Consider the following 22,488-nt stretch of genomic DNA (forward strand, 5'->3'; position numbering starts at 1 on the left):
ATGTCATCTCAACTCCAAGACGCTCTAGGCATGTTCGCCTTTCTCGCTATCGAGCTATCGGTTTTATTCATTGGCATTAGCTTGCTGGTCGGAGTTCTTCAACGTCACATCCCACCATCCAAGGTGGAAGCGTTACTGACTTCCAGTGGGAAGCGAGGCTATTTTCTTGCTGCTGGTTTAGGAGCTATAACGCCCTTCTGTAGTTGCTCGACTATCCCCATGTTGAAAGGGTTGATTCGGGCACGGGCCGGTTTTGGGCCGATGATGGTGTTTCTTTTCTCATCTCCGTTGCTGAATCCTATCGTCGTCGGCCTGCTGGTTGCCACGTTTGGATGGACACTTACTGCTATCTATGTGCTCGCCGCTTTGGTGGTCGCGGTAGGTGCCGGATGGCTGCTTCACACGCTTGGCTTCGAGCGTTATGTGCGCCGGACGGCGACACAAGAGAGCAGTGGATGTAGTTCATCAGCAAGCCCGTGCAGTGCTACATCGACCGCATCGAGTTGCGGCACCAACAGCTGCGACACCACTCCGAAGACGGCTTCTTGCGGGGCTGATAGGAAGACAACAGTCTCTACGTCTAGCGAATGCTGTGACAGTCAACCCACTGTCACGGTTAAGAAAGAAGGGAAGTACAGTGGTGTGTGGCGGGAAGCTTGGTCGGACTTTATCGATGTGTTGCCTTACCTGCTCATCGGTATTGCGATTGGCAGCGTGATCTATGGTTTCATGCCCACTGACTTATTGGAGCAGTATGCAGGCCCAGATAATCCCTTTGCCATTCCAGTTGCCGCTGTCATCGGCGTGCCGTTGTATATTCGCGCTGAAGCCGTCATACCTCTGGCAGCGGCTCTGATGGCCAAAGGCGTGGGTGCCGGGACGGTGCTAGCGTTGATCATCGGCAGTGCCGGAGCCAGCCTGACTGAGCTCATTCTGTTGCGCTCTTTGTTCACGCTGAAGCTTTTAGCGGCGTTTTTAGCAGTCATTTTTGCTATGGCGATGATTGCCGGTTACGCCACCTACCTGTTTTTCTGATCAAGGCGGGAGATGATTAATTCGTTAAGCCTTCCTGGGTACCAGTTGGTGGATTCTGATGAGCAGAATGAAGACATACATTTTCGGCTTGAAGCACCTACACCAGTAGCCTGCGAGGGGTGCGGCGTGCAGGGTGAGTTCGTGCGGTTCGGCAAGCGTGACGTTCCCTATCGTGATCTGCCCATCCACGGCAAGCGGGTCACTCTCTGGGTGGTCCGCCGCCGATACACCTGCCGGGCCTGCAAGACAACATTCAGGCCCCAGCTACCGGAGATGGTGGACGGATTCCGTATGACACTGCGGCTGCATGAGTACGTGGAGAAGGAATCCTTCAACCACCCCTACACCTTTGTGGCGGCACAGACCGGCCTGGACGAGAAGACGGTGCGCGACATCTTCAACGCCCGCGCCGAGTTCCTGGGGCGCTGGCACCGCTTCGAGACGCCCCGCATCCTGGGCATTGACGAGCTATACCTGAACAAGCGCTACCGCTGCATTCTGACCAACATTGAGGAGCGAACCCTGCTCGACCTGCTGGCCACCCGCCGCCAGGACGTGGTGACCAACTACCTGATGAAGCTGAAAGACCGGCAGAAGGTCGAGATCGTCAGCATGGACATGTGGAACCCCTACCGGGCAGCGGTCAAGGCTGTGCTGCCCCAGGCCCGTATCGTGGTCGATAAGTTCCATGTGGTGCGCATGGCCAACGATGCCCTAGAGAGAGTGCGCAAGGGCCTCAGAAAGGAGCCGAAACCGTCCCAGAGCCGGACTCTCAAGGGAGACCGGAAAATCCTGCTGAAACGCGCTCACGAAGTCTCAGACCGGGAGCGCCTCATCATGGAGACCTGGACAGGCGCGTTCCCGCAACTGCTGGCCGCCTACGAGCACAAGGAGCGCTTCTACGGCATCTGGGACGCCACCACACGGCTCCAGGCAGAAGCCGCCCTGGACGAGTGGATAGCCACCATCCCGAAGGGCCAAAAGGAAGTCTGGAGCGATCTGGTCAGGGCAGTGGGAAACTGGCGCGAAGAGACCATGACCTACTTCGAGACGGACATGCCCGTCACCAACGCTTACACGGAGTCCATCAACCGACTGGCCAAGGACAAGAACCGTGAAGGGCGCGGTTACTCCTTCGAGGTGATGCGGGCACGAATGCTCTACACCACGAAGCACAAGAAGAAGGCACCGACTGCGAAGGTCTCTCCTTTCTACAAGAAAACCATCGGTTACGGACTGCCGGACTTCGCAGAGGAACTCAACTACGGAGTCGATCTATCAACCATCTGAGGGTGGTATCAGATTGATGGGGTGAAGGTGCCCCATCAACCATTAAATCCGTATACCCCAAAAATCATCGTGGATACTCGACCATGTATCAGGAAGGAAGCCTGACGCTGGGTCTTTTCTTCGCCATCGAGTCCTACCCTGGCGCCATTCCTGAGATGGACATGGCACAGCAGATTCGCACGGCACAATTGGCTGAAGCTCATAACTTTGCAGCCCTTTACTTCAGGGATGTATTTCTCAATGTCCCGTCTTTTGGCGACGTGGGTCACATCCATGACCTGTGGCCATTCATGGGCTACGTCACGGCACAGACGTCGCGCATCGCGCTCGCAACTGGCAGCGTCATCACCACTCTGCGTCATCCCTTGCTTGTGGCCAAAGCAGCAGCCTCGATCGACCGCTTGTCAAATCAGCGCCTGGTGCTAGGTATCGCCACGGGTGATCGGCCAACAGAGTTCCCGGCCTTCGGTCAGACAATGGATGCGCGAGCCACGTTGTTCCAAGAAGCATTGACTGTGTTGCGTCAAGCCTGGCGTGAGGACTTCCCGGAAATCTCCACGCCCCGAGTGAACTTGTCGGGTGCAGATACGCTGCCGAAACCGGCGTTGAGAGACATTCCCGTGATGGTGACTGGTCATTCACGCCAGTCGGTCGAATGGATTGCCGAGCATGGGGATGGCTGGCTTTACTATCCCCAAAATATCGCGCAGCAAGCCATGACAATCAAGAATTGGCGGTCGCTGACACCAAGATTCAAACCCTTCACGCAATCCTTCTATATTGACCTGTCGGAGAATCCCGATGAACCCCCATCGCCCATCTTCCTCGGGTTTCGGGCTGGTCACCGATTCTTTACTGACTACTTCAGCCGCTTGCGCGATATTGGGGTTAATCATATTGGCCTCAACCTGAAATACGCGACACGTCCGGCGCATGAGATTGTTCAGGAACTTGGCGAGCATGTCGTACCGCACTTTCCGGCGCACGCTACTGCCCATTTGGAGGAGGCGCAGGATGCTGCACGGTCATAAAATTTTTGCCTGGGATCTCGCTTTTACTTCTTCGGCTGGTACCTATGCCTTCGATGTCCAATGCGAAATGCTGGCTGACATCGGTTATGACGGCCTGACCTATGCCGTCTGGTCAGGGAGCCGATGGGAAACCGCAAAGCGTCTATCCACCGTGAAAGATCGTTTCGGTTTGGAGGTCTTTAGCGTGTATGTGGTGATCGACCTGGATCAGGGCCCACAGCATCCCATCAACGCAGGAACTCTTGCGGATGCTTGAGGAGATGGAAGGCGTGAAGGCTGTCAATCTTGGAATCAGGACGGCAGGCCACGGTTCAAATCATCGAAAGGCACCGGACGACAAGGTATTGCAGGACTTCCTTGGTCGGGCACTTGAGATTTGCGCACGGCGCGGAATTGACATCCTGCTGTATTTTCATCTGGGCTTCTGGATGGATCATTACTCCATTGCGGCACAGATCTGCTCGGTCGTGAACCATCCGAATCTCGGCATCGTGTTTCCAAGCTATCACTGGTATGGCTACGAAACCAATGCAGGCAGCCCGACGGAGGGCTATCAGGCCGTAGACCCGACGCCAGCGTTAATGGCGTCAACACCCTTCATGCGGGAATTGACTCTCAGCGGCGCAACCCGCAGCCCACTTGGCTGGAGTCGTATTGCCACTTTCGAGGCGCTCGATGCAGGAGAACTCGACAACTTCGCACTTCTTGGACTTGCCAAGTCGTTCGGTTATACCGGCCCCGTCGGCTATGATGGCACATTGGTCGGGGGGAATCCATACAGCACGCTCAAACGCTCCTATGACGCGATGGACGAGATGTTGGGTTTGCTGACAAAGCACCCTGGTTGGGCTAAGCGTGAAACACACCCGTAACCCATGATTGAGCACATCTACATGTCCCAACACCCTTTGATTGCTGCCCAATTGAGGCAGGCGATGCGCGGCGTGGCCTCCACGGTGACGCTAATCACGTCGATCGCTCCCGATGGCCACGGACACGTAATGATCGCCAGTTCATTCGCATCAGTCTCACTGGAGCCGCCCACGGTTCTAGTGTGCATTGGTCAGCAAACCCGTATCCATGGGCCGCTGCTGGCTTCTCGACGGTTCTGCATCAATGTACTCCGCGCAGAACAGGAGGTACTTGCGGTGCACTGCCGTAGCGCCACGGGGACCGACCGTTTCGATCATGAAGCCTGGCGATTTGATGAAGTCAATGGGTTGCCCTATCTGCAAGGGGCGCAGGCTTCGCTGTTCTGTGAGCTGATTGAACACCATGCAGTCGGCACCCACTCGGTAATGCTGGCCAGTGTCGAGCGTGTGCTCACATCTGCATATGCCGATCCACTCGTCTATCTGGATGGCCGCTTCCGGGCCATAGATCCAACCCGTTGAAGATATGCAGCGAAGAATTTCACAACTGCCTCGGCATATCTCTAGACAGCCTGCCGGGTTATGTGGCTGAGAACTCTTCGAGCATTAGCCAATGCCCATTCCCCGCTGCCGTCCGATTTCCCACGCCACGCCGCCACCGCGCACCGTCGCGGCAAGTCGCTGCCCCAGTCGCTGTTCAATCACCGGCTTCCACGGCACCAGACTGAACCCCATGCCGTCGTCTAGCATCGCGTAGCGCCCGCTGGCGAGCATGAGGCTGCGCCGGTAGATGCCAGCCACGCGCTGCCCGTCGGTGACGGGCCGATGCGCTAGGCCGATTTCGGCGGCAATATCCTTGGCGGCCTTTGCCAGTTCCCGATTCCGCAGCGTCCCCAGCAGGTTCCGGGCGAGGATCACCCGCTGCCCACGCCGCTGGGCCAGCCCCTGTTCTTCAAGGAAGTCGGCGCGCTGCTGCAAGGCTTCCTTCGTCTCGCCGCCAAAGCCCAGATCGCCCAGCCCCTTACCGCCACCGATCAACTGCTGGTCCAGCCAGGTCGCGCCGATCACGCGGGCCTGCCGCTCGATGGGCAAGTGCGATTTCAGCTCCACCGCCACGCCGCCCAGGCGCTGTGCGTCGTTCTGGCGGCCACGTTCGGCCAGGTCGTCCGGCACCTTCCATAGTCCATCAGCCACACGTTCCACGATGCCGGCCCGGCGCAGGGCTTCCAGTCGGCGGACATGGGCCGCGACGACCTCCTGCGGGTCGCGGCCGGGCTTGGCTCGGCCTTGCTCGATCGCCAGGTGATGATCGGCGCGGTACAGGCCATCGCTCGCCAGCGCGGCGATGTTCTTGTCGGCCGCCCGCACCTCGGTGGAACCGCGTACCTCCACCACGGCTCCGGTGGGATAGTTCGCCAGCTCGACGCGGGCGTTCAAAGCGACGTAGTGGGCCTTGCCGTCCACGCCGTCGATGACCAGATAGCCGCGGTCGTGCAGCTCGTCGGCCAGCCCCTTGCCGGCCACGCGGCCGACGATGGTGCGGCCGTCGTCGCCGGGCTCAAACACCGCCAGCTCGCGCGGCTGGCCGCTCATGGCGCGCTGCATGGTGCGGATGATGTCACCACGCTCGCCCAAGGCGCGCAAGGTCTTCTCCGCGTCGGCATGCACGGCCCAGGTGCCGGGCTGCGTCTCGTCAGCCAGGCCCAGGCGCTGCAAGCGTTGGAGTCGGCCGATCAGCAGCAGCCGCTGGCGTTGCAGGCGGGGCTCATTGAAGCGCTCGATCTGCACCCGGCCATCCTCGCCGGCCTCACGCTGCAATGTGCGGTCGAGGCTCGTCCACCGCTCCTGTTCCACCTCGCGCTGCAAGGTCTGCTGAATCTCCAGTTCGGTGCGCGGCCCCAGCCATTCCGTCGCCAGTTCGGCGGCGCGATGGCGGAAGCCGTGGGCGATGTAGTCGCCCGCGATGATGAGGTCTTTGCCGGTGTCGTCGCGCCCGCGCACGATCAGGTGGGTGTGCGGGTTGTCGGTGTTCCAGTGATCGACTGCCACCCAATCCAGCCGCGTCCCCAGGTCGGCTTCCATCCGGTTCACCAGATGCCGGGTGTAGGTGCGCAACTCCTCAAGCTCGGCACCGTCTTCCGGTGAGACGATGAAGCGGAAATGGTGCCGGTCGTCGTCGGCCCGCTCCTTGAAGGCATCGAGGTCGGCATCGTCAATCTGCGGCCCGTAGGCCCGGCCCGGTTCGCCATCGCGGCCGGCGCCGTCGCGCTCGATGTAGCGCAGGTGCTTGGCGAGCGACTGCGGGCTGGCGTTGCGTTGATTGACCAGTAGGGTCTTGATGGTCACGCGCCGCGACATGGACGTCAGCTTCGCCCCGGCGAAGCGCGCCGCCGTATGGCCGCGCCCCAGGCGCGAGCCGGGCCGCTGGCCGGCGCGTGCGCCGCTGCCGCCGGCTGCGGAATGGCGCATCGAGGACTTGCCGCCGCTGGCCTTGCCCGCCTGCTTGAGTACCTTGGAAACGAAGCTCTGGCCCTGGCCTTTGCCCCGGTTCTTCGGGGCGCTCGGACGCACCCGGAAATCGTCGTCGCGGCGGGCGGTCATGGCTGCGCTCCCTGCAAGCTCTGGCGTGTCCTGTCGTGCGAAGCACGGGGACATGCCTGCATTGGCGCGGGCCTCGCGCCCCAAGCGGCACGGTGGCGAAGCCGCTCCGTGCCGCGCCACCCCCATGTGCAGACAGGCTTTCTACGCGGCCTGGTGCCGCGTCCTTTTGTCTTGCCTTCCGCCTTTGCCCTTCGCTGTCGCTCCGGGCATCGTCGGCCCGGCGGCGCTGCTGCGGGAGCAGCCAGCGCGCCGGCGAACGCGCGGACTGACGCCATGAAGACAGCAGGCCGGGCGTGTTCGAAGCAAGACGCCTGCACGTTGGAAGGCTGCGTCGAAGGCAGCGCGACGTGCGGTGCGGATGCACCGGTACGGCAGGCGCGACGACACGGCAACAGCAGCGAGAACGACATGCCCGATGGCACGACAAGATGCACGGCAACGTGCAGCGAGTCGGCGGCCATCATGGGCGGGACTCCAGCCACACCGGATGCGCAACGCCGATCACGGTGGATGCGCTGACCGGGCCGAAATACCGGCTGTCGAACGATGCCGGATTGGTCACGCTCAACAGGAACAGTTCGCCCGGTTCGAGACGGCGGCAAAGCTGCAAGGATGGCAGCGGTCGGCCCAGCCGGTCGGCAGGCAGCGCGGCGGCCGCAGGCACGCCGTCGATGCGAACCTGGCCGGCGACGATGCAAACGTGTTGTGGCGCGACCGCGCCCACACGTTTGAGCAGCGGCACGCGCGTTGGCAGATAGCCGCGCTGCGCGGCCAGCATGGCGGCCCTGTTGGGCAGCGGCACCAGCACGATGCTGTCCACTGACAGCGGACGTGGCAGCGAGGCGGTGCGCGGGTCGAACGGTTCGATGCGATACCAGCCAACCGCCACACTGTCGGACGGGTTGTAGGCCAGGCGCGGCAGCGGCGATACGAAAGCCGCCCAGGCCAGCGCCGCGAGGCCGATGGCGGCCAGTGTCGCCACGACGACGCGAGCGCGCATACGTGAACGTGGGTGCAAGCGGGGACGCGGCGCAACGGCCGACGTGCTGCCCGTGTTGGTCGGGGCCGTCATGGCAGCACCTTCCCGGCCAACCAAGCGGCGTGCCGCTCGGCAGTGTATTCGGGCAGCGCAAGGCGAGCCGCCAGACGGTTGCCCAGCGTACGCCAGTACGCGGGCGACACGTCGATGGCGGCGATGCCCAGCGCTTCGATAGCGTCGATGCGTTCCAGCACGGCGCGCACGTTGGCATCGCCTTCTGCGTGCAGCAGCAGGCGCGCGCCTGGCTGCACACCTGGGATGCGCTGTACGGCATCGAGCGGCGTGGCGGCTTGCATCATCATGAGCTGCCAGCGGATCGTGCCGTAGTCGTTTGCCTCCCAGCGGATGCGGCATAGCATCGTGCCCGGCAGGAACACTGCGCAGCGCCGCCAACGGTCGAGCTGGAGTGTGCGCGCCGGTTCTCCGAAGCGCAGGTAGAGCTTAAAACGGGCCTCGATGTAGGCCAGCGAAACGCGCGTCAGCGGCACGTTGCCGGCCTGTCCGGCGAGTGTCGAAAGCGCAGGCAACGGCGTAACCGGTGCCGCGTTCGCGGCAGGCAAAGCGGATGCGGTCATGGTGTGTTCTCCCTGCGGTGTTCTGGAAACTCGCGCTCCAGCAGGCCGCGCAGCAGGTCGGCCACGGTCACGCCCCGCGTGAAGGCCGACACCTTGATGCGTGCCCGCATGGCAGGCGTGATGTCGAGGGTCAGGCGAGCGGTGTAAAGGTCGCCCTTGTTGAGCGCATCCGCGTCACCCTGGCGAATCCACGCCTCGGCGTGCGGATTGGCGGGCGGACGCGCACCGATGCCGACCCGCTTGGCTGGGCGTTTGCCGTTGGGTGGGTTGCTGTTGTCGCTCATGACGGCCACTGCAGCAGTTCGTCCACCAGGGCGGTGATTTCGCGGGCGGCGGCGCTGTCGGGCGCTGTTTCGCGGGCGAGCCGGCCAGCGGCCACGCTGTCGGCGAAGACGATGCGTTGGTGGATCTCCGAGCGCAGCGCGGGCAGCGGCTGTTCGGCCAGCGATTGCCGTGCTTCCCTGCCGATGATGGTGGTGCTGACGCGCCGATTGATGACGAAGGCCGCTGCTAGCTGCGGCCGGAACACCTGTGCCTCGCGGATCAGCGAAACCATTTCTGAGCTGGCCCACAGGTCGTAGGGGCTGGGCTGCACCGGGATTAGCACGCGCTCGGCCGCCAGCAGCGCGGAGCGCGCCAAGGCGGCGATCCTGGGTGGCCCGTCGATAATGACGTGATCGGCCCGCCTGGCGAGTTCTGGCGCTTCCTGGTGCAGTGTTTCACAGGCGAGGCCCACGGCGCTGAACAACCGTGGCAAGCCCTGCTGGCTTCTGCGCTGTGTCCAGTCCAGTGAGGAACCCTGCGGGTCGGCATCCAGCAGGATGACGTGTAGGCCGCGCATCGCCAGCTCGCCGGCGATGTGCGTGGCGAGCGTGGTCTTGCCGACACCGCCTTTCTGGTTGAGAAACGCGAAGATCATGGCGCGGCCCTCCCTGCTGGAAAGCCGGGCTTTGCCTGTCCTGCGAAACGGGGTTCGCCGTGCCGTTTGGCGGTTGTCCACCGAAACGGCGCGCTTCTACTAAAAGTTATGTATTTACTGTTAGGGAAGTTAAGGGGCGAGAAAACCCAGCAACGGCGCGGGTTTGCAGCCGATTTTTTTGCCTGATAGCACGACGATTTGTTGCCTGATAGCACGAGTCCTCTGTTGCCTGATAGCACGAGTGAATTAACAGGTTTTCCCGCAGTTATCCCCGTGCCGTGGGCGGCACGGGCCGGAATGTCAGCAGTTCGGTTTTCTCGCCAGGCATCCGCTCGATGCCCAGGACGTAGCCGGGCAGCGATTGCCGCGCCACCAGCGCGCGCAGGTCGGCGGCGAAGTCGTAGAAGCGCGCCACGCTGCCCGACTTGCGGTACAGGTGCTGGAAATCGAATTGCCAGCCATGTTCCTGCCGGCCGCCATGCTTGCGCACCAGGCGATACAGCCACCGCTCGATGCCGCCCGTGAGCCGGAAATACGTCGGGTGGATGGTTAGCACCAGGGCCGCGTCCACCACGCCCGCATAGAACCAGTCCGGCAGGATCAGCTCGATGCCCAGCGGCGTGCCGCTGGCGTCGGCCAGCTCCTTCCACTCGTTGATCCACGAGAAGCGATGCAATCGCCTTCCCGTGGTTTCTCGAATGGACGTGGCCACCGTGGTCGATTGCAGCCGGTCGAGCGCGGCCTTGAGGCGCTGGTAGTCGCGCAGCGACGTACCGCGCCCGATGAAGCGCAGGATCTCGTAGGGACGCACCTGCATCAGCCGCGAGGTCGGGATGCCCGCGTCGCGGGCTTCCACGATCTGGCTGGCGGCCCAGATCAGGATGTCGGCATCCCATATCGTGGCGATGCCATGTTCCTGTGTGCCTTCCACGCGGATGGTGATGCTCCCGCTGCGGAAATCGATCGGCGCGGTGCGCCGCGACTTCGCCAGCGAGAAGAACGGAAAGGCCATCAAGTCCTGGCTGTCGCGCGGCGCCATGTCGCCCGGCAGCGCGCGGAACAGGTCGAGCTGTTCGCGCTGCGGCAAGGCGTGCCCTGGTGGGCGGAACATGGCGATGGCCACCGACGATGCGCCGATCAGCGCGCACGGCTGTCAGCCGAGTGGTGCTCGGCATATTCGGGGTCGGAAGTGGTCTCGAAGCTGCGCGTTTCCGCCCAGGCATCAAGGTCGGCCACGGCGTACATCACACGGCGGCCGAACTTGCGGAACTTCGGGCCGCCGCCGATCACGCGCTGTTTCTCCAGCGTGCGCGGTGACAGGCGCAGGTAATCGGCAGCTTCATCGTTGGTGAGATAGCGTTGGGGGTGTGCGGGTGTGGCAGCGGGAACGGCGGCAGGCCGCAAGGGAGCGGGTCGCATGGGATGTACCTCCATCGGTAGGTAAAGCCCGGCCACACAGCGCGACCGGATGGAGGCAGTCTCAAGAAACTTGGGGTTCTTGCTCAGGGACGTTCTGCAGGGGATGCGAAACGTCCCCCCTCATGCGGCGGAACGGGGGGAAGTTGCGCCAGACGGCGATAGCCACCGCGCATCAGCCCATTGGCCCGGCGCACCAGCCGCCGCACGCGGGCGCGCAAAGCGCTGTCGGCGTGCCAGTCGGCGGCAACGGCATCCACACCAAACAGCCCTTCGGCCACCTCCCGCAAGGACGCACCCGCCAGGGTCGCGTCCAGCGCCTGAAGCGTGTGCAGTTCCAACAATGCGGACAGCGGCGGACGTGGCCGGACGGTCGCCGCAGGTACGGCACCTGCGGCTACGGCGATCTTGTTCAATTCGCTCACCAGGGCTGCATAGCGTTCGCAAGGTGCGACGCAGGCCCGGATGGCATAGGCGTAAGCCATGCCGTCGGCCAAGCCTGGCGCGAGCACGAAACGCAGGCAGCAGCCGGGCCAGCGTGCCACCAGCACCAGGCGCTTGCCGTCATGGATCAGGTGTTTGTGGCCCGGCAGCTTCCAGAACGCAAAGCACAAGGCATCGGGCGGCGGATCGGCATCCGGGTAGAGCTGCACCACGGCATCGTGATCGGGGAACCAGGCCGGGTGTGCATCCCGCGCATCCAGGGCGGGATCTTCCAGCAGGCGCAGCCCCCAATGCCCGGCGGCATCCGGTTGGCGACGACGGCGCAGCCAGTCGCGCTGGTAGTCTGGATGACGGCGCAGGTACTCCCAGGCCAGCGCCGGGCCATCCAAGTGCAGAACGTAGAGATAGGCCGCCGTGGCATACCACGGCTCGGCACTGCGATCAGCCATACGGCAACCTCCCTGTGCTGGGGATGCGTCGCCACGGCGAAACGGCGTGCTACGAGGCCATCGTCAAAACGTCATGGGTGAAGCGTAAACTGGCAGTGTCAAGACCGATGAACTCCGATACGTTGCTGAAATCGTCCGAGTGCGACGGCGGCAACGCACTCCAATGGCATGCCGCGTCGGTCAGCTTGCCGCAGCCCGCGCCAGGCATCATGACCGTTTCGATCTGGCACGCACCGCTTCGGTGCAACACTGCCAATTCAGACCGAACGGGTCACAGACCAGACCGAAATAGACACAGTGCGCCACCGCTTCGCGGTGGCCCTCAATCGGTGATCGAGCCGTTGTCTTCGGCCAGCCGCAGGTATTCCGACAGCCGCCGCACCGGCTGGAAATAGCGATCCCGCATCACGGACTGCTGCCGCGGCCCGACGATGGCGGCCAGGTCGGACAGCTTCACCGTTCCCAGTGCAGGCATGCCAATCCCCAAGCCGATCAGGCCGTGGGCAGTATCGCCATCGGCTGGGTCGAGCGAAGCCAGCAGCCAGGTGGCATGCGCATCCGGGGTGAACAGGCGCACCACGGGCTGCGGGTCGGTGTCCTGCCCGGCAGCGCGGGCCTGGCCGTTGGCCAGCAGGCGCGTGCGCTCGTCGGCGGTGATGAGCGGGGTCATGGCTGCACTCCCACGCATGCACGAAACATCAGGGACGCTTTACCGCATTCCCTCGAAAGCGCAGATGCGCAAGCCCACGCATCCGCAAAAGCGTAGAAGCACGAAGGCACATGCACGGAAGTCAGGAAAGACACGGATCAGGCTCTCCGCTTTTGCTGAAAGCCGCCAATGCGGATTTCAGTAAAGGCACAAACGGAAAAATGAACACTATAGATTGTAGCCCTATAGGGCGCAACAGGTTGTCATTCTGGATTTTGGGGAAAGTTCAGAATGACAGCATTCAAGCCATCGTTGCCCGATGCACTACGGCGGATCAGAAAGGCGCGTGGCCTGAGCCAGGAGGCGTTCTCGGATGTGTCCAGCCGAACTTACCTCAGCTCTTTGGAGCGAGGGCTGAAAAGCCCAACATTGAATAAAATTGAAGATGTTTGTGCCGTGCTGGATGTTCACCCACTCACGCTGCTGGTCCTTGCGTATGCAGGCAGTGATCCCAAAAACGCCCACGAACTGATGGATCACATTGCTCGGGAAGTTTCATCATTTTCCGAGCATCTGAATAAATAAAAGGAGGTGAGTCGTGTTCAAAATTACCGGACTGGATAAGCTTCAGAAAAACCTGAAAGATGCGCAGCGCGCCTTGAGTGAGTTAGACGGCGAACTGGGGGTCGTAAACTTTGATCCAAATGATCCCGCCAGCATTGAGGGCGCAATTCAATCGGTCAATCGAATGATCGACGACCGCTTAGGAGAATATTCTTCGAACCCTATCGTTGGCCCTCTCGCAGAACAAATGAAGGAAAAGTATCGGGAGAGTATTCTTGAAAAAGCGGCAGAAGCTAGATTGAAGTCGGATGGGGATGATTGATGGCTAAAGACTTATTCTCGGAAATAAACAATGCAGTTCTAGATTTGCAGTCCTCACAGCTTCAAACTTACGAAAGACCTCTCAAAAAATTGGCTCAACTGCTACGACATCCCGACCTTGAGCCATACAACGCCGAGCTCACGGAAGGTCTCGACGTTGAGGCGTTCATCGCTGAAAGTGAAAAGTCTGGGGGCAGCATGATTGGAAGCGCCCAGCTTGCTTGGCCAGACGACCCCAAGCAGGCGCTGGGGTTGACGTTGCTTTTAATCGAGAAGCTGGCGGCAGATCCCGGCTACGCTACCAATTTCGGACACCATTTTTTCTATTCCGGAAAAAAGGTCATTGCTGGAATTCACGCACTTACTGGCCAGCTAATCATTCCCTTTGTGCGGGATTACAAGAGTTATATCCAGACCAAGGGGAGCACGGATACCATGTTAAAAGCTCAATTTTCGCGCAAAGTCTTTATCGTTCATGGTCACGACGATGGTGCTCGTGAAACAGTGGCACGATTTCTTGAGCGAATCGGGCTTGAAGCCGTCATCTTGCACGAACAGGCTAACCAAGGACGAACAATTATCGAAAAAGTGGTTGCTCACAGTGATGTTGGTTTCGCAGTAGTTCTGCTTACTCCAGACGATGAGGGCTGCGTAAAAGGAGGAACACCTGAGCCCAGAGCCCGTCAGAATGTGCTTTTGGAGTTGGGGTACTTCATTGGTCGCCTAGGCAGAGACAAGGTATGTGCTCTCAAACGCGGGGCGGTGGAAATTCCAAGCGATTTCGCCGGTGTTGTTTGGGAGACGATGGATAGCGGCGGGGGCTGGAAACAGGCACTCGCGCGTGAGCTTGAAGCTGCCGGTCATAGCATCGACTGGAATAAGGTCATGCGTGCATAGAGTTGTGCCCCGCCGTAATGGGCGGGGCGCGGTGAGCGACTATCAGGCGGCCTTGGGCTTGCTGCGCGACCAGATCAGGTCGTGCGTGCCGTCCTCGCCTTCGATCAGGCGGGCATAGACCGTTGCAGGGAACGATGGATCGTCAAGGGTCACGGACACATAAGGGCGTCCGGCCTCGCTGGTCTTTTTCCACGCTGCGCCGATGTCGTGGCCAGCCGCTTGCAGGCGGTAGTCGGGTGCGCTTTCGTTGTCACCCTTGTCGTTGGGAACCAGCTTGACCTTGACGTTGAGCGTCAGGGTGCGAAGCGTGCCGGTGAAGCCGTCTTTCTCTGCGGTGAAGGTGCCAATGTTAGCCATGATGATTTCTCCTTTCGGGTTGAACAAGGTCGCGCCAGTGCGTCCTTGTTGTGATCCGCCCGGCGGGGGATGGGCTGGCCGCACCGCGGAGCGGTCGCAACAACGTGGAGAACCTGGAGGCGAAAAGAATTTGTCCCGCGAGGAATGCGCGCAGCGTAGGGGAAATTGTTTTCGCCGCAATGTTGCGGTCATAAAGCCCAATGCGCAGCCGCGCCACCGCCAGGATTCACGACAAGCCAAGGACGCACGGGTCGCCTCTCCCGAATGGAGACATGACCAACTCGGCATCCCCGTATGACAACCTCACCGGCTTGTTCCCTGACGCGGCCAGGTCAATGCCCCAGCAACAAGGTACGAGCGCTCCTGCCACAACTTGCGGCCACATGCTTGATGCGTGGCGTGGAAGCTCCACATCGAGGCCAGGTGGTGTGTCGGTGAACCGTCCTTCGTGACGTACAGGCAACGAACCGCCAGCGTCGAGCACGGCACGCTTTCGTGCAACCTGCCGCAGCAAGCCGGGGCGTAGCCCCACAAGCGCCGCCCATTGCGGCGAGGTGCTGTCGGAATGTCGGCGGCGCGTGCGCCGCTGCACTTGCATGGCTTCAATGGTTTTTGCGCAAAAAGCGACTTGTGCGCGGCCCCTTTGCCGCCTGACCGAAGGCGGTAAAGGGGCGTTTTGGCTTTGAGCCTTGAAACCGGGCGCGGCCACCGCCGCGCCCGGATTTTTGGCATTCCCCGCGCCCAAGACGGAACGGCTTGGGCGCGGAGCTGCTCCCTATTCTTTGGTTTCGATGATCCACCACACGGCACGCGGCAAGGCGCGGCCCGTGATGGGGTGTAGGTCGGTCAGGTCGGCACGGGCTGTCCAGCCGCGAGGCGGACGGTAGCCCCGCACGTCGCTATCGCCATGCCAGCGGCGGGCGCGTACCGTGCCGGGGGCATAGGTCGCGGCCATGCGCGGACGGTTCGTGGTGTCGTGGCTCATAGGGGAATCCTCGGCATGAAAGCGCCCCGGCCGGAACCGGGGCGCTATCTGTGGTACGGGGTCAAACGGCCAGTGCCTCGGCCTGCGTCTGCTCATCCGCCACGGCGGCGGCTTCCTCCGGCGCTTCGGCTGCCTCGTCCGTCACCACCTCCTGCGCGGCCTGCTGCGTGGCTTCGGCGGCGAAGATTGCGGGCATCCAGCCAGTTCCATCGGCCAGCCGTTCGGCTTCGCTGGCAATGTCGCCTTTTTTCAACTTCGCCAGCCGGGTGACGTGCTCCGGTGCGAATTCGCCCACGGCTTCCAGAATCGCGGCCTTCGGCACATGCTGGAAATAGCCGTCTGCGGTCGGTTGCCACCATGCCGCCATGTCCAGCGCCACGGCCTGCGCCAGTTCAGCGCCGGGCTGGTGCTGCGTGGCGCGGAGCGTCACCACATCGACCGTGGATGCCACGCATACGGCCAGCAGGCGCACCAGTTCATCCTGCGACTTAGCCAGCAGTGCGGCGAACAGTTCGGCGCTGTCCTCCGGCAAGGCTTCACCCGCTACCTGTTGCAGTTCGCGCAGTGCCACGGCGGCGGGCAATTCCGGCCAGTCCGGGGCCATGCCTTCCAGCCGATCCTGCTGGGCCAGCTTCACGCCCAGCGGCAGATCGTGGCCGTAGTGGCTGCCTTGCAAGACAGTCTGCACCATGCCATGCACCAGTGCGGCCAGCGCTACCTGCGGATGCCGGGCTACTTCGATTTGCAGCGCGGCGGTACGGTGGGCACTCAACCGCTGCGCCAGCCGGTCGGACATGGCGGCGGGCTTAGGGGCGTCGCCCGCTTCCTCGCCGGTGTCGTCGTTCCCGGCTTCGCCCTCGCTGCCGAAACCTTGCCGCAGTCGTTCAAGCGTGCGCAGTGCCTTGGCTTGCGCTTCGCGCAGCAGGCCACGATGAATCACGGCCTGCCCGTTGCTGTCGATGGTGACGATGGCACCGGCGGCAGCTTTGACGGCTTCCCCATAGTCCTGCAAGCCATCTTCCAGCGCCTGCAACTGTACGCCCAGGTGTTCGCCTTCCTCCTGCAAGGCATCGGCCTTTTCTTCATCGTCGGCGTCCAGGGCGGCATCCACGGCCTCGGCCAGCGCCTGCATCTTGGCTTGCAGGTTCTCGATGCGTTGGGCTTCGCGCTTGTTCGGGCTCCGGCGCTGCCTCGGGGCGCGCTGGAAGGCTTGCAGGTCGGCATGGGTCGTGCCGGGGGTGGCATCCACCCATGCCCAGCCTTCGGCCTTCACCTCGGCGGCAAGGCTGGCCAGCTTGTCCTGCGCCAGCCGTTCCAGCAGCGTGGCATCGGTCAGATACACGCCGCTATCGGCTTCCGCGAACAGATCGCGGCGGGTGCCACCGCCTGCGGCCTCGTAAGCATTCAGCCCAACGAAGCGCACCAGCGGATGCCGGTGGGCATCAATCTCGCGCTCGGTCAGGCGGTCGCGCAGGTTGTGCGGGCTGCGCTGCCATGTCGGCGCATCGTAGAACGCAGCTTCCTGCGCGGCGTGGTCGTCGGTGATGGCAAGGGCCATCAACTGGTCAAGGCTCACGGCTTCGGCCCGGTAGTCGGCCAGCAGGCGCGGCGACACGTTGGCGAGTTTCAGGCGGCGCTGCACCACCAGCGGCGTGACGCTGAAATCTGCGGCAATGTCCTCGATGGGGCGGCCTTCGGCCACCAGCGCGGCAAATGCCTCGAACTGGTCGGCGGGGTGCATGGCTTCGCGCTGCACGTTCTCGGTCAGGCTGGCGGTGCGGGCGGTGCCATCGGCCACCAACAGGCAAGGCACCTCCCATTCCTTGCTGATGCGGTGCTTTTTCGCCAGCAGCTTGAGGGCGGCAAGGCGACGGCCTCCGGCCACGACTTCGTAACGCTCGCCGTCAGCGGTCGCGGTGACGATCAGGTTTTGCAGCAGGCCGACACGCTGGATGCTGGCGGCGAGTTCGGGAATCGACATGCGCGGGGTCTTGCGCACGTTGCGGCCCGTGGGGCGCGATACCAGCCGCGACAGCGGCACCAGAATCAGAATTCTTGCTCGGGTCGGCGGCTTCCAGCAGCACGGCAGGCGCAGTGCTGGCTGCGGGGTGGATGGCTTGGGCTTCGGTGTGGTTAATGGCGTTCATGGTGAAAACTCCTTGCGATGATGGAATGCAGCAGCGAATAGCGCGGCAAGGGCTGCTGCCTGCCCCTGCCGCGCAGGGGAATCAGGCTTTCAACTGGCGCAGGCCATCGGCCAGCAGCCACAGGGCGCGATTGAGGCGAATATCGGAATCAATGCCCTGCACGGGGCGGGTTTGCTGGCGGCGTCCGTTGGCGCTGCGCCCATGCAAACCGCCTTTGGTCAGGTTCTCTTGGGTGCGGTTGAACACGCTCCACAAGTCCGGGCGGCGGTCGTCGAAGCGGCGCGGCATCAGGATTTGCGATTCGGTGATGGGCGCGGGCTTGTTGTCCGTGGGGTCGTACTTGAGGGCCAGCGCGGAACGGGCGAATACTTCGGCTTCGCCTTCATCCAGCGTGATCGTGCGCATAGCATCGCGGGACTCCTTCACGCGCTCGAAACCGCTCAACACCTCGAAAGCGCCTTCAATGACGGAACTGGCCACGTCGCCTTTGTGGGGTACGCGCACGTCTGCCACGGTGTCGCCGCAGACAAGGCCATTGCTGCAAACGAAGCGGAACATTCCGGCCAACATCTGATAGCTGCTGGTGCCGTCGTGCGAGTTCAGCAGCACGATTTCGTTGGCTTCCGCGCCGTTGATCTGGCTGGCGTGGCGCAGGCGAATCATGTGTTTGGTGTGTTCGCGCTTGCCTTCATCGCGCACGCGGGTTTGCGTCACCATGAAGGGTTGAAACCCCTCCTTGCGAAGCTCGGTCAACACGGCAGCGGTGGGGATGTAGGTGTACCGCTCGGAACGGCTCTCATGCGCGGCATCCGCGAAGATGGACGGGGCCACCCTGCGAATCTGGCCATCGGACAGCGGGTAGTCGCTGCGCAGTGAGGGGGAGCGGGAAGCGAAACGGGATGCGAGTTGCATGGTCTTTCTCCTGACGAAAAGGGTTTGCTGTTCAAACCGCACACCGGATTCCAAGATTCGGAGCCCAGCCTTTCGGCTGTTCGGTGCGGTTGGCACGAGGAACCCGGTTGGCCCTGTTGCCACCGTCTTTCCTGAGTTCATCGCCCGCGGCCAAAGGAGCGCGCGGACGGGGGCCGTCAAGGAAACAAGCGCAGGGTTGGTGCGGCCCGCAGGCGCAGCCGAGGACACGGCCCTGCGCGCCTTGACGGCTCACGGAAGCGGGCTACGGTCGCGGACAAGGTGATGAAGTCAGGGGAGACGGCTGGACAAGGCAACGGCCGCCCTTGTGTGCTGAGCCGCACGCAAGCGAAGCGCGCAGGCCCGAAGCTGGAAGCCGGGCCGTAGGCGTCAGCCGAGCGGAGCGAGGGAACGATGGAAGCCCGTCAGGGGCGAGAACTCGCGTAGCGAGGCTCGATGCGCAGCACGACAGCGCGGCCGGCCGTGCTCTTGGGCCGGGGACGCCCGCCATGTTTGTTCCTTCAGCCCTATGCGTCCGACACGATTAATACCGAAATATCTGTTACATTCGATACGAAGTATCGAGACAGGCACTCCAACACCATTTCGGCAAAGAGGATCACATGGCAGACAAGAAAGTTATTTTCGTTGCATTCGCTATTGAAGACGAAAGGCAAAGGGACTTTTTGAAAGGTCAATCACTCCTTACGAATTCCCCTTTCGAATACATAGATATGTCAGTCAAGGAGGCCTATGCATCGGAGTGGAAAGACAAAGTCCGTGCCCGAATTCGTCGATCGGATGGCGTGATCGCCTTGATTAGCAAGAACTCCTTGGCGTCTAGCGGACAGAAATGGGAGATTGCATGCGCACGTGAGGAAGGAAAGAAAGTGTTGGGCGTCTGGGCCTATTCCGATGATCGGACTAAAGTTGAAGGCGTAAACACTGTCGCATGGACATGGGATGCCATAAAGAACTTTATCAACGGTCTTTGACATACGCGGAGTGACGTTATGCGCATAGCTCTAATCGTTGGCATAAATCATTACGAGCATGGTGGCTCTTTATATGGATGTGTCGATGACGCTCACGCGGTGCAAGCTGTCCTAGCTCGTCATGGGGATGGCTCTGTCAACTTCGATTGCAAAATGTTCACCGGGACTGGTCCAGCAGATCGCGTCGAACGGTCTTTATTAAAAGATCGCGTTGAGGAGCTTTTCAAGGCACAAGCTGATATTGCTCTTTTTTATTTTGCTGGTCATGGACATATTGAGGCGACTGGGGGATATCTGCTGGCGACGGATTCTCGCCGTGGTGACGAAGGGCTATCGCTCTCCGAAGTCCTTGCGTTGGCCAACAAATCGCCAGCACGCAACAAGATAATCATCCTTGATAGCTGCCACTCAGGAATAGCCGGCACTCCTCCAGTCGCTGGAGAGCTAGCCAGCTTGTCTGAAGGTTTGACGATCCTTACTGCCTCAGCGGCTGATCAGTATGCAACGGAGGAAAACGGCAGAGGCGTATTCACGACCCTATTGGTAGATGCCCTTCATGGAGGGGCGGCCAACCTCACTGGCGACATCACGCCAGGTAGCATTTATGCACATGTTGACCAATCCCTGGGGGCTTGGGAACAGCGTCCGATTTTTAAAACCAACGTCCGTCAATTCGTCTCGCTTCGAAAGGTCAATCCGCCTATCTCCTTAGATGATCTCAGGCGTATAACGGAATTTTTCCCCCGACGTGGTTTTGAATACAAGCTCGACCCTACATTCGAGCCGGAGCTGAAGGGGAGAGATCCCGGCATGCCTCCGCCAGATCCTGAAAATACGCGCAAATTCGCGTTGCTGCAGCGATACAATCGCCTTAACTTGGTCGCGCCTGTGGATGCCCCTCATATGTGGCACGCTGCCATGCAGAGCAAGTCCTGCAAGTTGACAGTGCTAGGGGAGCATTATCGGCTTCTTGCTGAAAAACAACGCCTGTAAAGTGTATAAAAAGGAAAGGCATGAAGATATTTTTATCTCATCAACAAACTGATTCGGCGTTAGCCTTGAGAATTCAAGGTCATTTAAAAAGAAATCACAACATTGATTGTTATTTGGATGTCATTGATCCAAAATTTAATAACGGGGAAGATATTGCGGCACATGTCAGAAAGGAGCTTGACAAATGCACGCAACTGCTGGCTGTTGTTTCTGATGCAACTAAGGCATCATGGTGGGTGCCATGGGAAATAGGTGTTGCAACGGAAAAGGATTTTCCACTTGCCACATTCGGTGGAAACATTGAGCTTCCAGATTATTTAAAGAAATGGCCGTATCTCAAAAGCACTTCTGATCTGGATATATACGCTGAGACATCCAAAGAAGCGGCCAAGCGCGTGCTAACTGCAAGCAACGAGTCAGCTTCATCTGGAACGACTGTATTCAGGGTGGATGCAACTAGACACTTCTATAAAACATTGCGAGCAAAGCTTGGGCAATAGAAGTGCGGGGGGCAGAAATCCCTGTCACATTGGCGTGATCAAGTCTCTGCCAACAATGTTTCCTTGAGCCACCGCGCAAGCTCCATATCGGCCCGCAATGGCTCAAGATTCGAGCTAGTATGGCTCCACGAGCGGGCTACTACCTCCGCATTGAATTGAGATGTCTCCTTTGACCATATAAGAATATCGCAAAAGGGGCCGAAGCCCCTTGGGCTAGATTAGCCCGCGCTCGGCGAATGATGCCGTGGAGCTACCCGCAACGATGACGTGATCGAGCACCCGCACGTCCACCAGCCCCAGCGCCTCCCTGAGCCGCTGGGTCAGCGCCCGGTCGGCCGCGCTCGGCTCGGGGGTCCCGCTCGGATGGTTGTGCGAAACGATGACCGCCGCCGCATTCAACCGCAGCGCCTCCTTGACCACTTCGCGCGGATACACCGAAGCACCGTCGATGGTGCCGTGGAACATCTCCCGGTATTCGATCAGCCGATGGCGCGTGTCCATGAACAGCACCGCGAACACTTCATGCTCGAAGCCGGCCAGCTTGGTGCGCAGGTACTCCTTGACCGCCGCTGGCGAAGTGAACTCGGCCCCGCGCTGCATCTTCTGGTCGATGACCTGGCGCGCAGCTTCCAGAATGTCGCCGGCTGATGCCGGCAGATAGCGTCCGTGTGCGTCGCGCACCAGTAGCGAGGAATCGAAGGAAGGAAAGGACAGTTGTGACATGATCGTGCTCCGGTTGCTCGGGCGGAATTGCCCGGAACCGTGGAGAGCACGGCGCAGCGAAAGCAGTCAGGGTTCAGGGACGGCCACAGGCCGCAAGCGTGCAAGCACGCGCAGCCCTTGACGGCGAGAACGCCGTGATACGGTGAAGGGAACAGCAAGACCGCCTACCCCCGCCCACTGCATACACTTGCCATTGGGCAAGCGCAGCGCGCAGGCCCGCAAGGGCCGAAGGCATCAGCAACTGTCTTGAATGTCAAGCATGAAGGCTCGACAGCAGCCGACGTTCACGTTCTGTCTTGACATTCGACCTCAAACAGAACATCATTAGTTACATGAAACGCGACAGCCGCCTGTCTTCCGTCCTGCATGCACTGCTGCACATGGCTGAGCAGGATGGCCCCGTCACTTCTGAAACCCTGGCTCAATGCTTGGGTACCAACCCCGTTGTCGTCCGGCGCACCATGGGGTATTTGCGAGAAGCGGGCATCGTCACTTCAGATCGAGGCCACGCGGGTGGATGGCGCATCCATGCCGACCTTGGCGCCGTCACCCTGCTCCAGTTGCACGAGGCGCTGGGCGAGCCGGCCATGTTTGCCATAGGCAATCGCAACGAAACACCGGAGTGCCTGGTCGAGCAATCGGTGAATGCCGCGCTCGAAGGCGCCTTTGCCGAGGCCGAGGCGCTGCTGCTGAAACGGTTCTCGGAAATCACTCTGGCCGATCTGGCCGCCGACTTCGCGCGCCGGCATGCGGCAGCACGACGCAAGAGGAGTTGAC

The 22,488-nt window shown here is 61.2% G+C and carries 26 protein-coding genes and 1 pseudogene; 13 read left to right on the forward strand and 14 right to left on the reverse strand.

Annotated features, from left to right (window positions below):
* The 6 genes from R1T41_RS19300 to R1T41_RS19325 all read left to right on the forward strand — a co-directional run bounded on the left by R1T41_RS19300 (position 1) and on the right by R1T41_RS19325 (position 4,750).
* Positions 1–1,035: a permease gene (locus R1T41_RS19300; protein WP_000098298.1), complete on the forward strand. Its 1,035-nt coding sequence runs from the start codon at positions 1–3 to the stop codon at positions 1,033–1,035.
* A gap of 12 nt (positions 1,036–1,047) precedes the next feature.
* A complete protein-coding gene (locus R1T41_RS19305) occupies positions 1,048–2,325 on the forward strand; it encodes an ISL3 family transposase (RefSeq protein ID WP_022960607.1) in 1,278 nt (425 codons plus the stop codon).
* Positions 2,326–2,408: 83 nt separating this feature from the next.
* The gene (locus tag R1T41_RS19310; RefSeq protein WP_008294927.1) at positions 2,409–3,356 is read left to right on the forward strand and encodes an LLM class oxidoreductase; all 948 of its coding nucleotides are present in this window, start codon (positions 2,409–2,411) and stop codon (positions 3,354–3,356) included.
* A complete protein-coding gene (locus R1T41_RS19315; RefSeq protein WP_317338626.1) occupies positions 3,340–3,612 on the forward strand; it encodes a hypothetical protein in 273 nt (90 codons plus the stop codon). Before R1T41_RS19310 ends, R1T41_RS19315 begins: the two co-directional genes overlap by 17 nt.
* Positions 3,605–4,228: a TIM barrel protein gene (locus R1T41_RS19320; RefSeq protein ID WP_317338628.1), complete on the forward strand. Its 624-nt coding sequence runs from the start codon at positions 3,605–3,607 to the stop codon at positions 4,226–4,228. Before R1T41_RS19315 ends, R1T41_RS19320 begins: the two co-directional genes overlap by 8 nt.
* A gap of 3 nt (positions 4,229–4,231) precedes the next feature.
* Positions 4,232–4,750 (forward strand): flavin reductase family protein, encoded by a 519-nt coding sequence (locus R1T41_RS19325; RefSeq protein WP_023660031.1) that lies wholly within the window; start codon positions 4,232–4,234, stop codon positions 4,748–4,750.
* An 84-nt stretch (positions 4,751–4,834) separates the two neighbouring features.
* Here the strand turns inward: R1T41_RS19325 and R1T41_RS19330 are convergent, their stop codons facing one another.
* From R1T41_RS19330 to R1T41_RS19370, 9 genes are all read right to left on the reverse strand, one after another.
* Complete coding sequence (locus R1T41_RS19330; protein ID WP_008294925.1) at positions 4,835–6,829, reverse strand: relaxase/mobilization nuclease domain-containing protein; 1,995 nt, start codon at positions 6,827–6,829, stop codon at positions 4,835–4,837.
* A gap of 460 nt (positions 6,830–7,289) precedes the next feature.
* Positions 7,290–7,901, reverse strand: a complete 612-nt coding sequence (locus R1T41_RS19335; protein ID WP_009405769.1) for a S26 family signal peptidase — start codon at positions 7,899–7,901, stop codon at positions 7,290–7,292.
* A complete protein-coding gene (locus tag R1T41_RS19340; protein WP_009405767.1) occupies positions 7,898–8,443 on the reverse strand; it encodes a DUF2840 domain-containing protein in 546 nt (181 codons plus the stop codon). Before R1T41_RS19340 ends, R1T41_RS19335 begins: the two co-directional genes overlap by 4 nt.
* Positions 8,440–8,727, reverse strand: coding sequence for a hypothetical protein (locus R1T41_RS19345; protein ID WP_028624781.1), 288 nt, complete (start codon positions 8,725–8,727; stop codon positions 8,440–8,442). Before R1T41_RS19345 ends, R1T41_RS19340 begins: the two co-directional genes overlap by 4 nt.
* Complete coding sequence (parA, locus tag R1T41_RS19350; RefSeq protein ID WP_028624780.1) at positions 8,724–9,362, reverse strand: ParA family partition ATPase; 639 nt, start codon at positions 9,360–9,362, stop codon at positions 8,724–8,726. The genes R1T41_RS19345 and parA overlap by 4 nt, the downstream gene beginning before the upstream one ends.
* A gap of 265 nt (positions 9,363–9,627) precedes the next feature.
* A complete protein-coding gene (locus R1T41_RS19355) occupies positions 9,628–10,473 on the reverse strand; it encodes a replication initiator protein A (protein ID WP_034000471.1) in 846 nt (281 codons plus the stop codon).
* A gap of 26 nt (positions 10,474–10,499) precedes the next feature.
* Complete coding sequence (locus R1T41_RS19360; RefSeq protein WP_028624778.1) at positions 10,500–10,781, reverse strand: helix-turn-helix domain-containing protein; 282 nt, start codon at positions 10,779–10,781, stop codon at positions 10,500–10,502.
* An 83-nt stretch (positions 10,782–10,864) separates the two neighbouring features.
* Entirely contained in the window at positions 10,865–11,671 is an 807-nt protein-coding gene (locus R1T41_RS19365) for a DUF2285 domain-containing protein (RefSeq protein WP_028624777.1), read from the reverse strand.
* A gap of 322 nt (positions 11,672–11,993) precedes the next feature.
* The gene (locus R1T41_RS19370) at positions 11,994–12,341 is read right to left on the reverse strand and encodes a DUF2958 domain-containing protein (RefSeq protein ID WP_028624776.1); all 348 of its coding nucleotides are present in this window, start codon (positions 12,339–12,341) and stop codon (positions 11,994–11,996) included.
* A gap of 270 nt (positions 12,342–12,611) precedes the next feature.
* On the opposite strand from R1T41_RS19370, the gene R1T41_RS19375 reads away from it, so the two are divergent.
* Genes R1T41_RS19375 through R1T41_RS19385 form a run of 3 tightly spaced genes read left to right on the forward strand, consistent with a single transcriptional unit; the run spans position 12,612 to position 14,102 of the window.
* Positions 12,612–12,905: a helix-turn-helix domain-containing protein gene (locus tag R1T41_RS19375; RefSeq protein ID WP_028624775.1), complete on the forward strand. Its 294-nt coding sequence runs from the start codon at positions 12,612–12,614 to the stop codon at positions 12,903–12,905.
* A gap of 13 nt (positions 12,906–12,918) precedes the next feature.
* Positions 12,919–13,206, forward strand: coding sequence for a hypothetical protein (locus R1T41_RS19380; RefSeq protein ID WP_028624774.1), 288 nt, complete (start codon positions 12,919–12,921; stop codon positions 13,204–13,206).
* Positions 13,206–14,102, forward strand: a complete 897-nt coding sequence (locus R1T41_RS19385) for a TIR domain-containing protein (protein WP_028624773.1) — start codon at positions 13,206–13,208, stop codon at positions 14,100–14,102. Before R1T41_RS19380 ends, R1T41_RS19385 begins: the two co-directional genes overlap by 1 nt.
* 42 nt (positions 14,103–14,144) lie before the next feature.
* Here R1T41_RS19385 and R1T41_RS19390 read toward each other — a convergent pair whose 3' ends face one another.
* From R1T41_RS19390 to R1T41_RS19405, 4 genes and pseudogenes are all read right to left on the reverse strand, one after another.
* Positions 14,145–14,459, reverse strand: coding sequence for a DUF736 domain-containing protein (locus tag R1T41_RS19390; protein WP_028624809.1), 315 nt, complete (start codon positions 14,457–14,459; stop codon positions 14,145–14,147).
* Positions 14,460–15,234: 775 nt separating this feature from the next.
* Complete coding sequence (locus R1T41_RS19395; protein WP_028624810.1) at positions 15,235–15,444, reverse strand: hypothetical protein; 210 nt, start codon at positions 15,442–15,444, stop codon at positions 15,235–15,237.
* Between the two features lie 61 nt (positions 15,445–15,505).
* Positions 15,506–17,591 (reverse strand): annotated as a pseudogene (locus R1T41_RS19400) (ParB/RepB/Spo0J family partition protein).
* Between the two features lie 81 nt (positions 17,592–17,672).
* Positions 17,673–18,503 (reverse strand): DUF932 domain-containing protein, encoded by an 831-nt coding sequence (locus R1T41_RS19405; RefSeq protein ID WP_028624697.1) that lies wholly within the window; start codon positions 18,501–18,503, stop codon positions 17,673–17,675.
* Positions 18,504–19,123: 620 nt separating this feature from the next.
* Between R1T41_RS19405 and R1T41_RS19410 the strand changes: the two genes are divergently transcribed.
* From R1T41_RS19410 to R1T41_RS19420, 3 genes are read left to right on the forward strand one after another with little or no spacing between them, the layout of a single operon-like run.
* Complete coding sequence (locus R1T41_RS19410; protein ID WP_028624699.1) at positions 19,124–19,495, forward strand: TIR domain-containing protein; 372 nt, start codon at positions 19,124–19,126, stop codon at positions 19,493–19,495.
* A gap of 18 nt (positions 19,496–19,513) precedes the next feature.
* Positions 19,514–20,488, forward strand: coding sequence for a caspase domain-containing protein (locus R1T41_RS19415; protein ID WP_028624700.1), 975 nt, complete (start codon positions 19,514–19,516; stop codon positions 20,486–20,488).
* 20 nt (positions 20,489–20,508) lie between these two features.
* Complete coding sequence (locus tag R1T41_RS19420) at positions 20,509–20,988, forward strand: toll/interleukin-1 receptor domain-containing protein (protein ID WP_071536442.1); 480 nt, start codon at positions 20,509–20,511, stop codon at positions 20,986–20,988.
* 213 nt (positions 20,989–21,201) lie between these two features.
* Here R1T41_RS19420 and radC read toward each other — a convergent pair whose 3' ends face one another.
* Positions 21,202–21,711, reverse strand: a complete 510-nt coding sequence (gene radC / locus R1T41_RS19425; RefSeq protein ID WP_028624701.1) for a RadC family protein — start codon at positions 21,709–21,711, stop codon at positions 21,202–21,204.
* 296 nt (positions 21,712–22,007) lie between these two features.
* Between radC and R1T41_RS19430 the strand changes: the two genes are divergently transcribed.
* Positions 22,008–22,487 carry an Rrf2 family transcriptional regulator gene (locus tag R1T41_RS19430; protein WP_317338634.1) on the forward strand — a complete coding sequence of 160 codons (480 nt, stop codon included), beginning with the start codon at positions 22,008–22,010 and terminating at the stop codon, positions 22,485–22,487.
* Position 22,488: the final 1 nt, after the last annotated feature.

The organism is Thalassospira lucentensis, from assembly GCF_032921865.1.
GTDB lineage: Bacteria > Pseudomonadota > Alphaproteobacteria > Rhodospirillales > Thalassospiraceae > Thalassospira > Thalassospira lucentensis_A.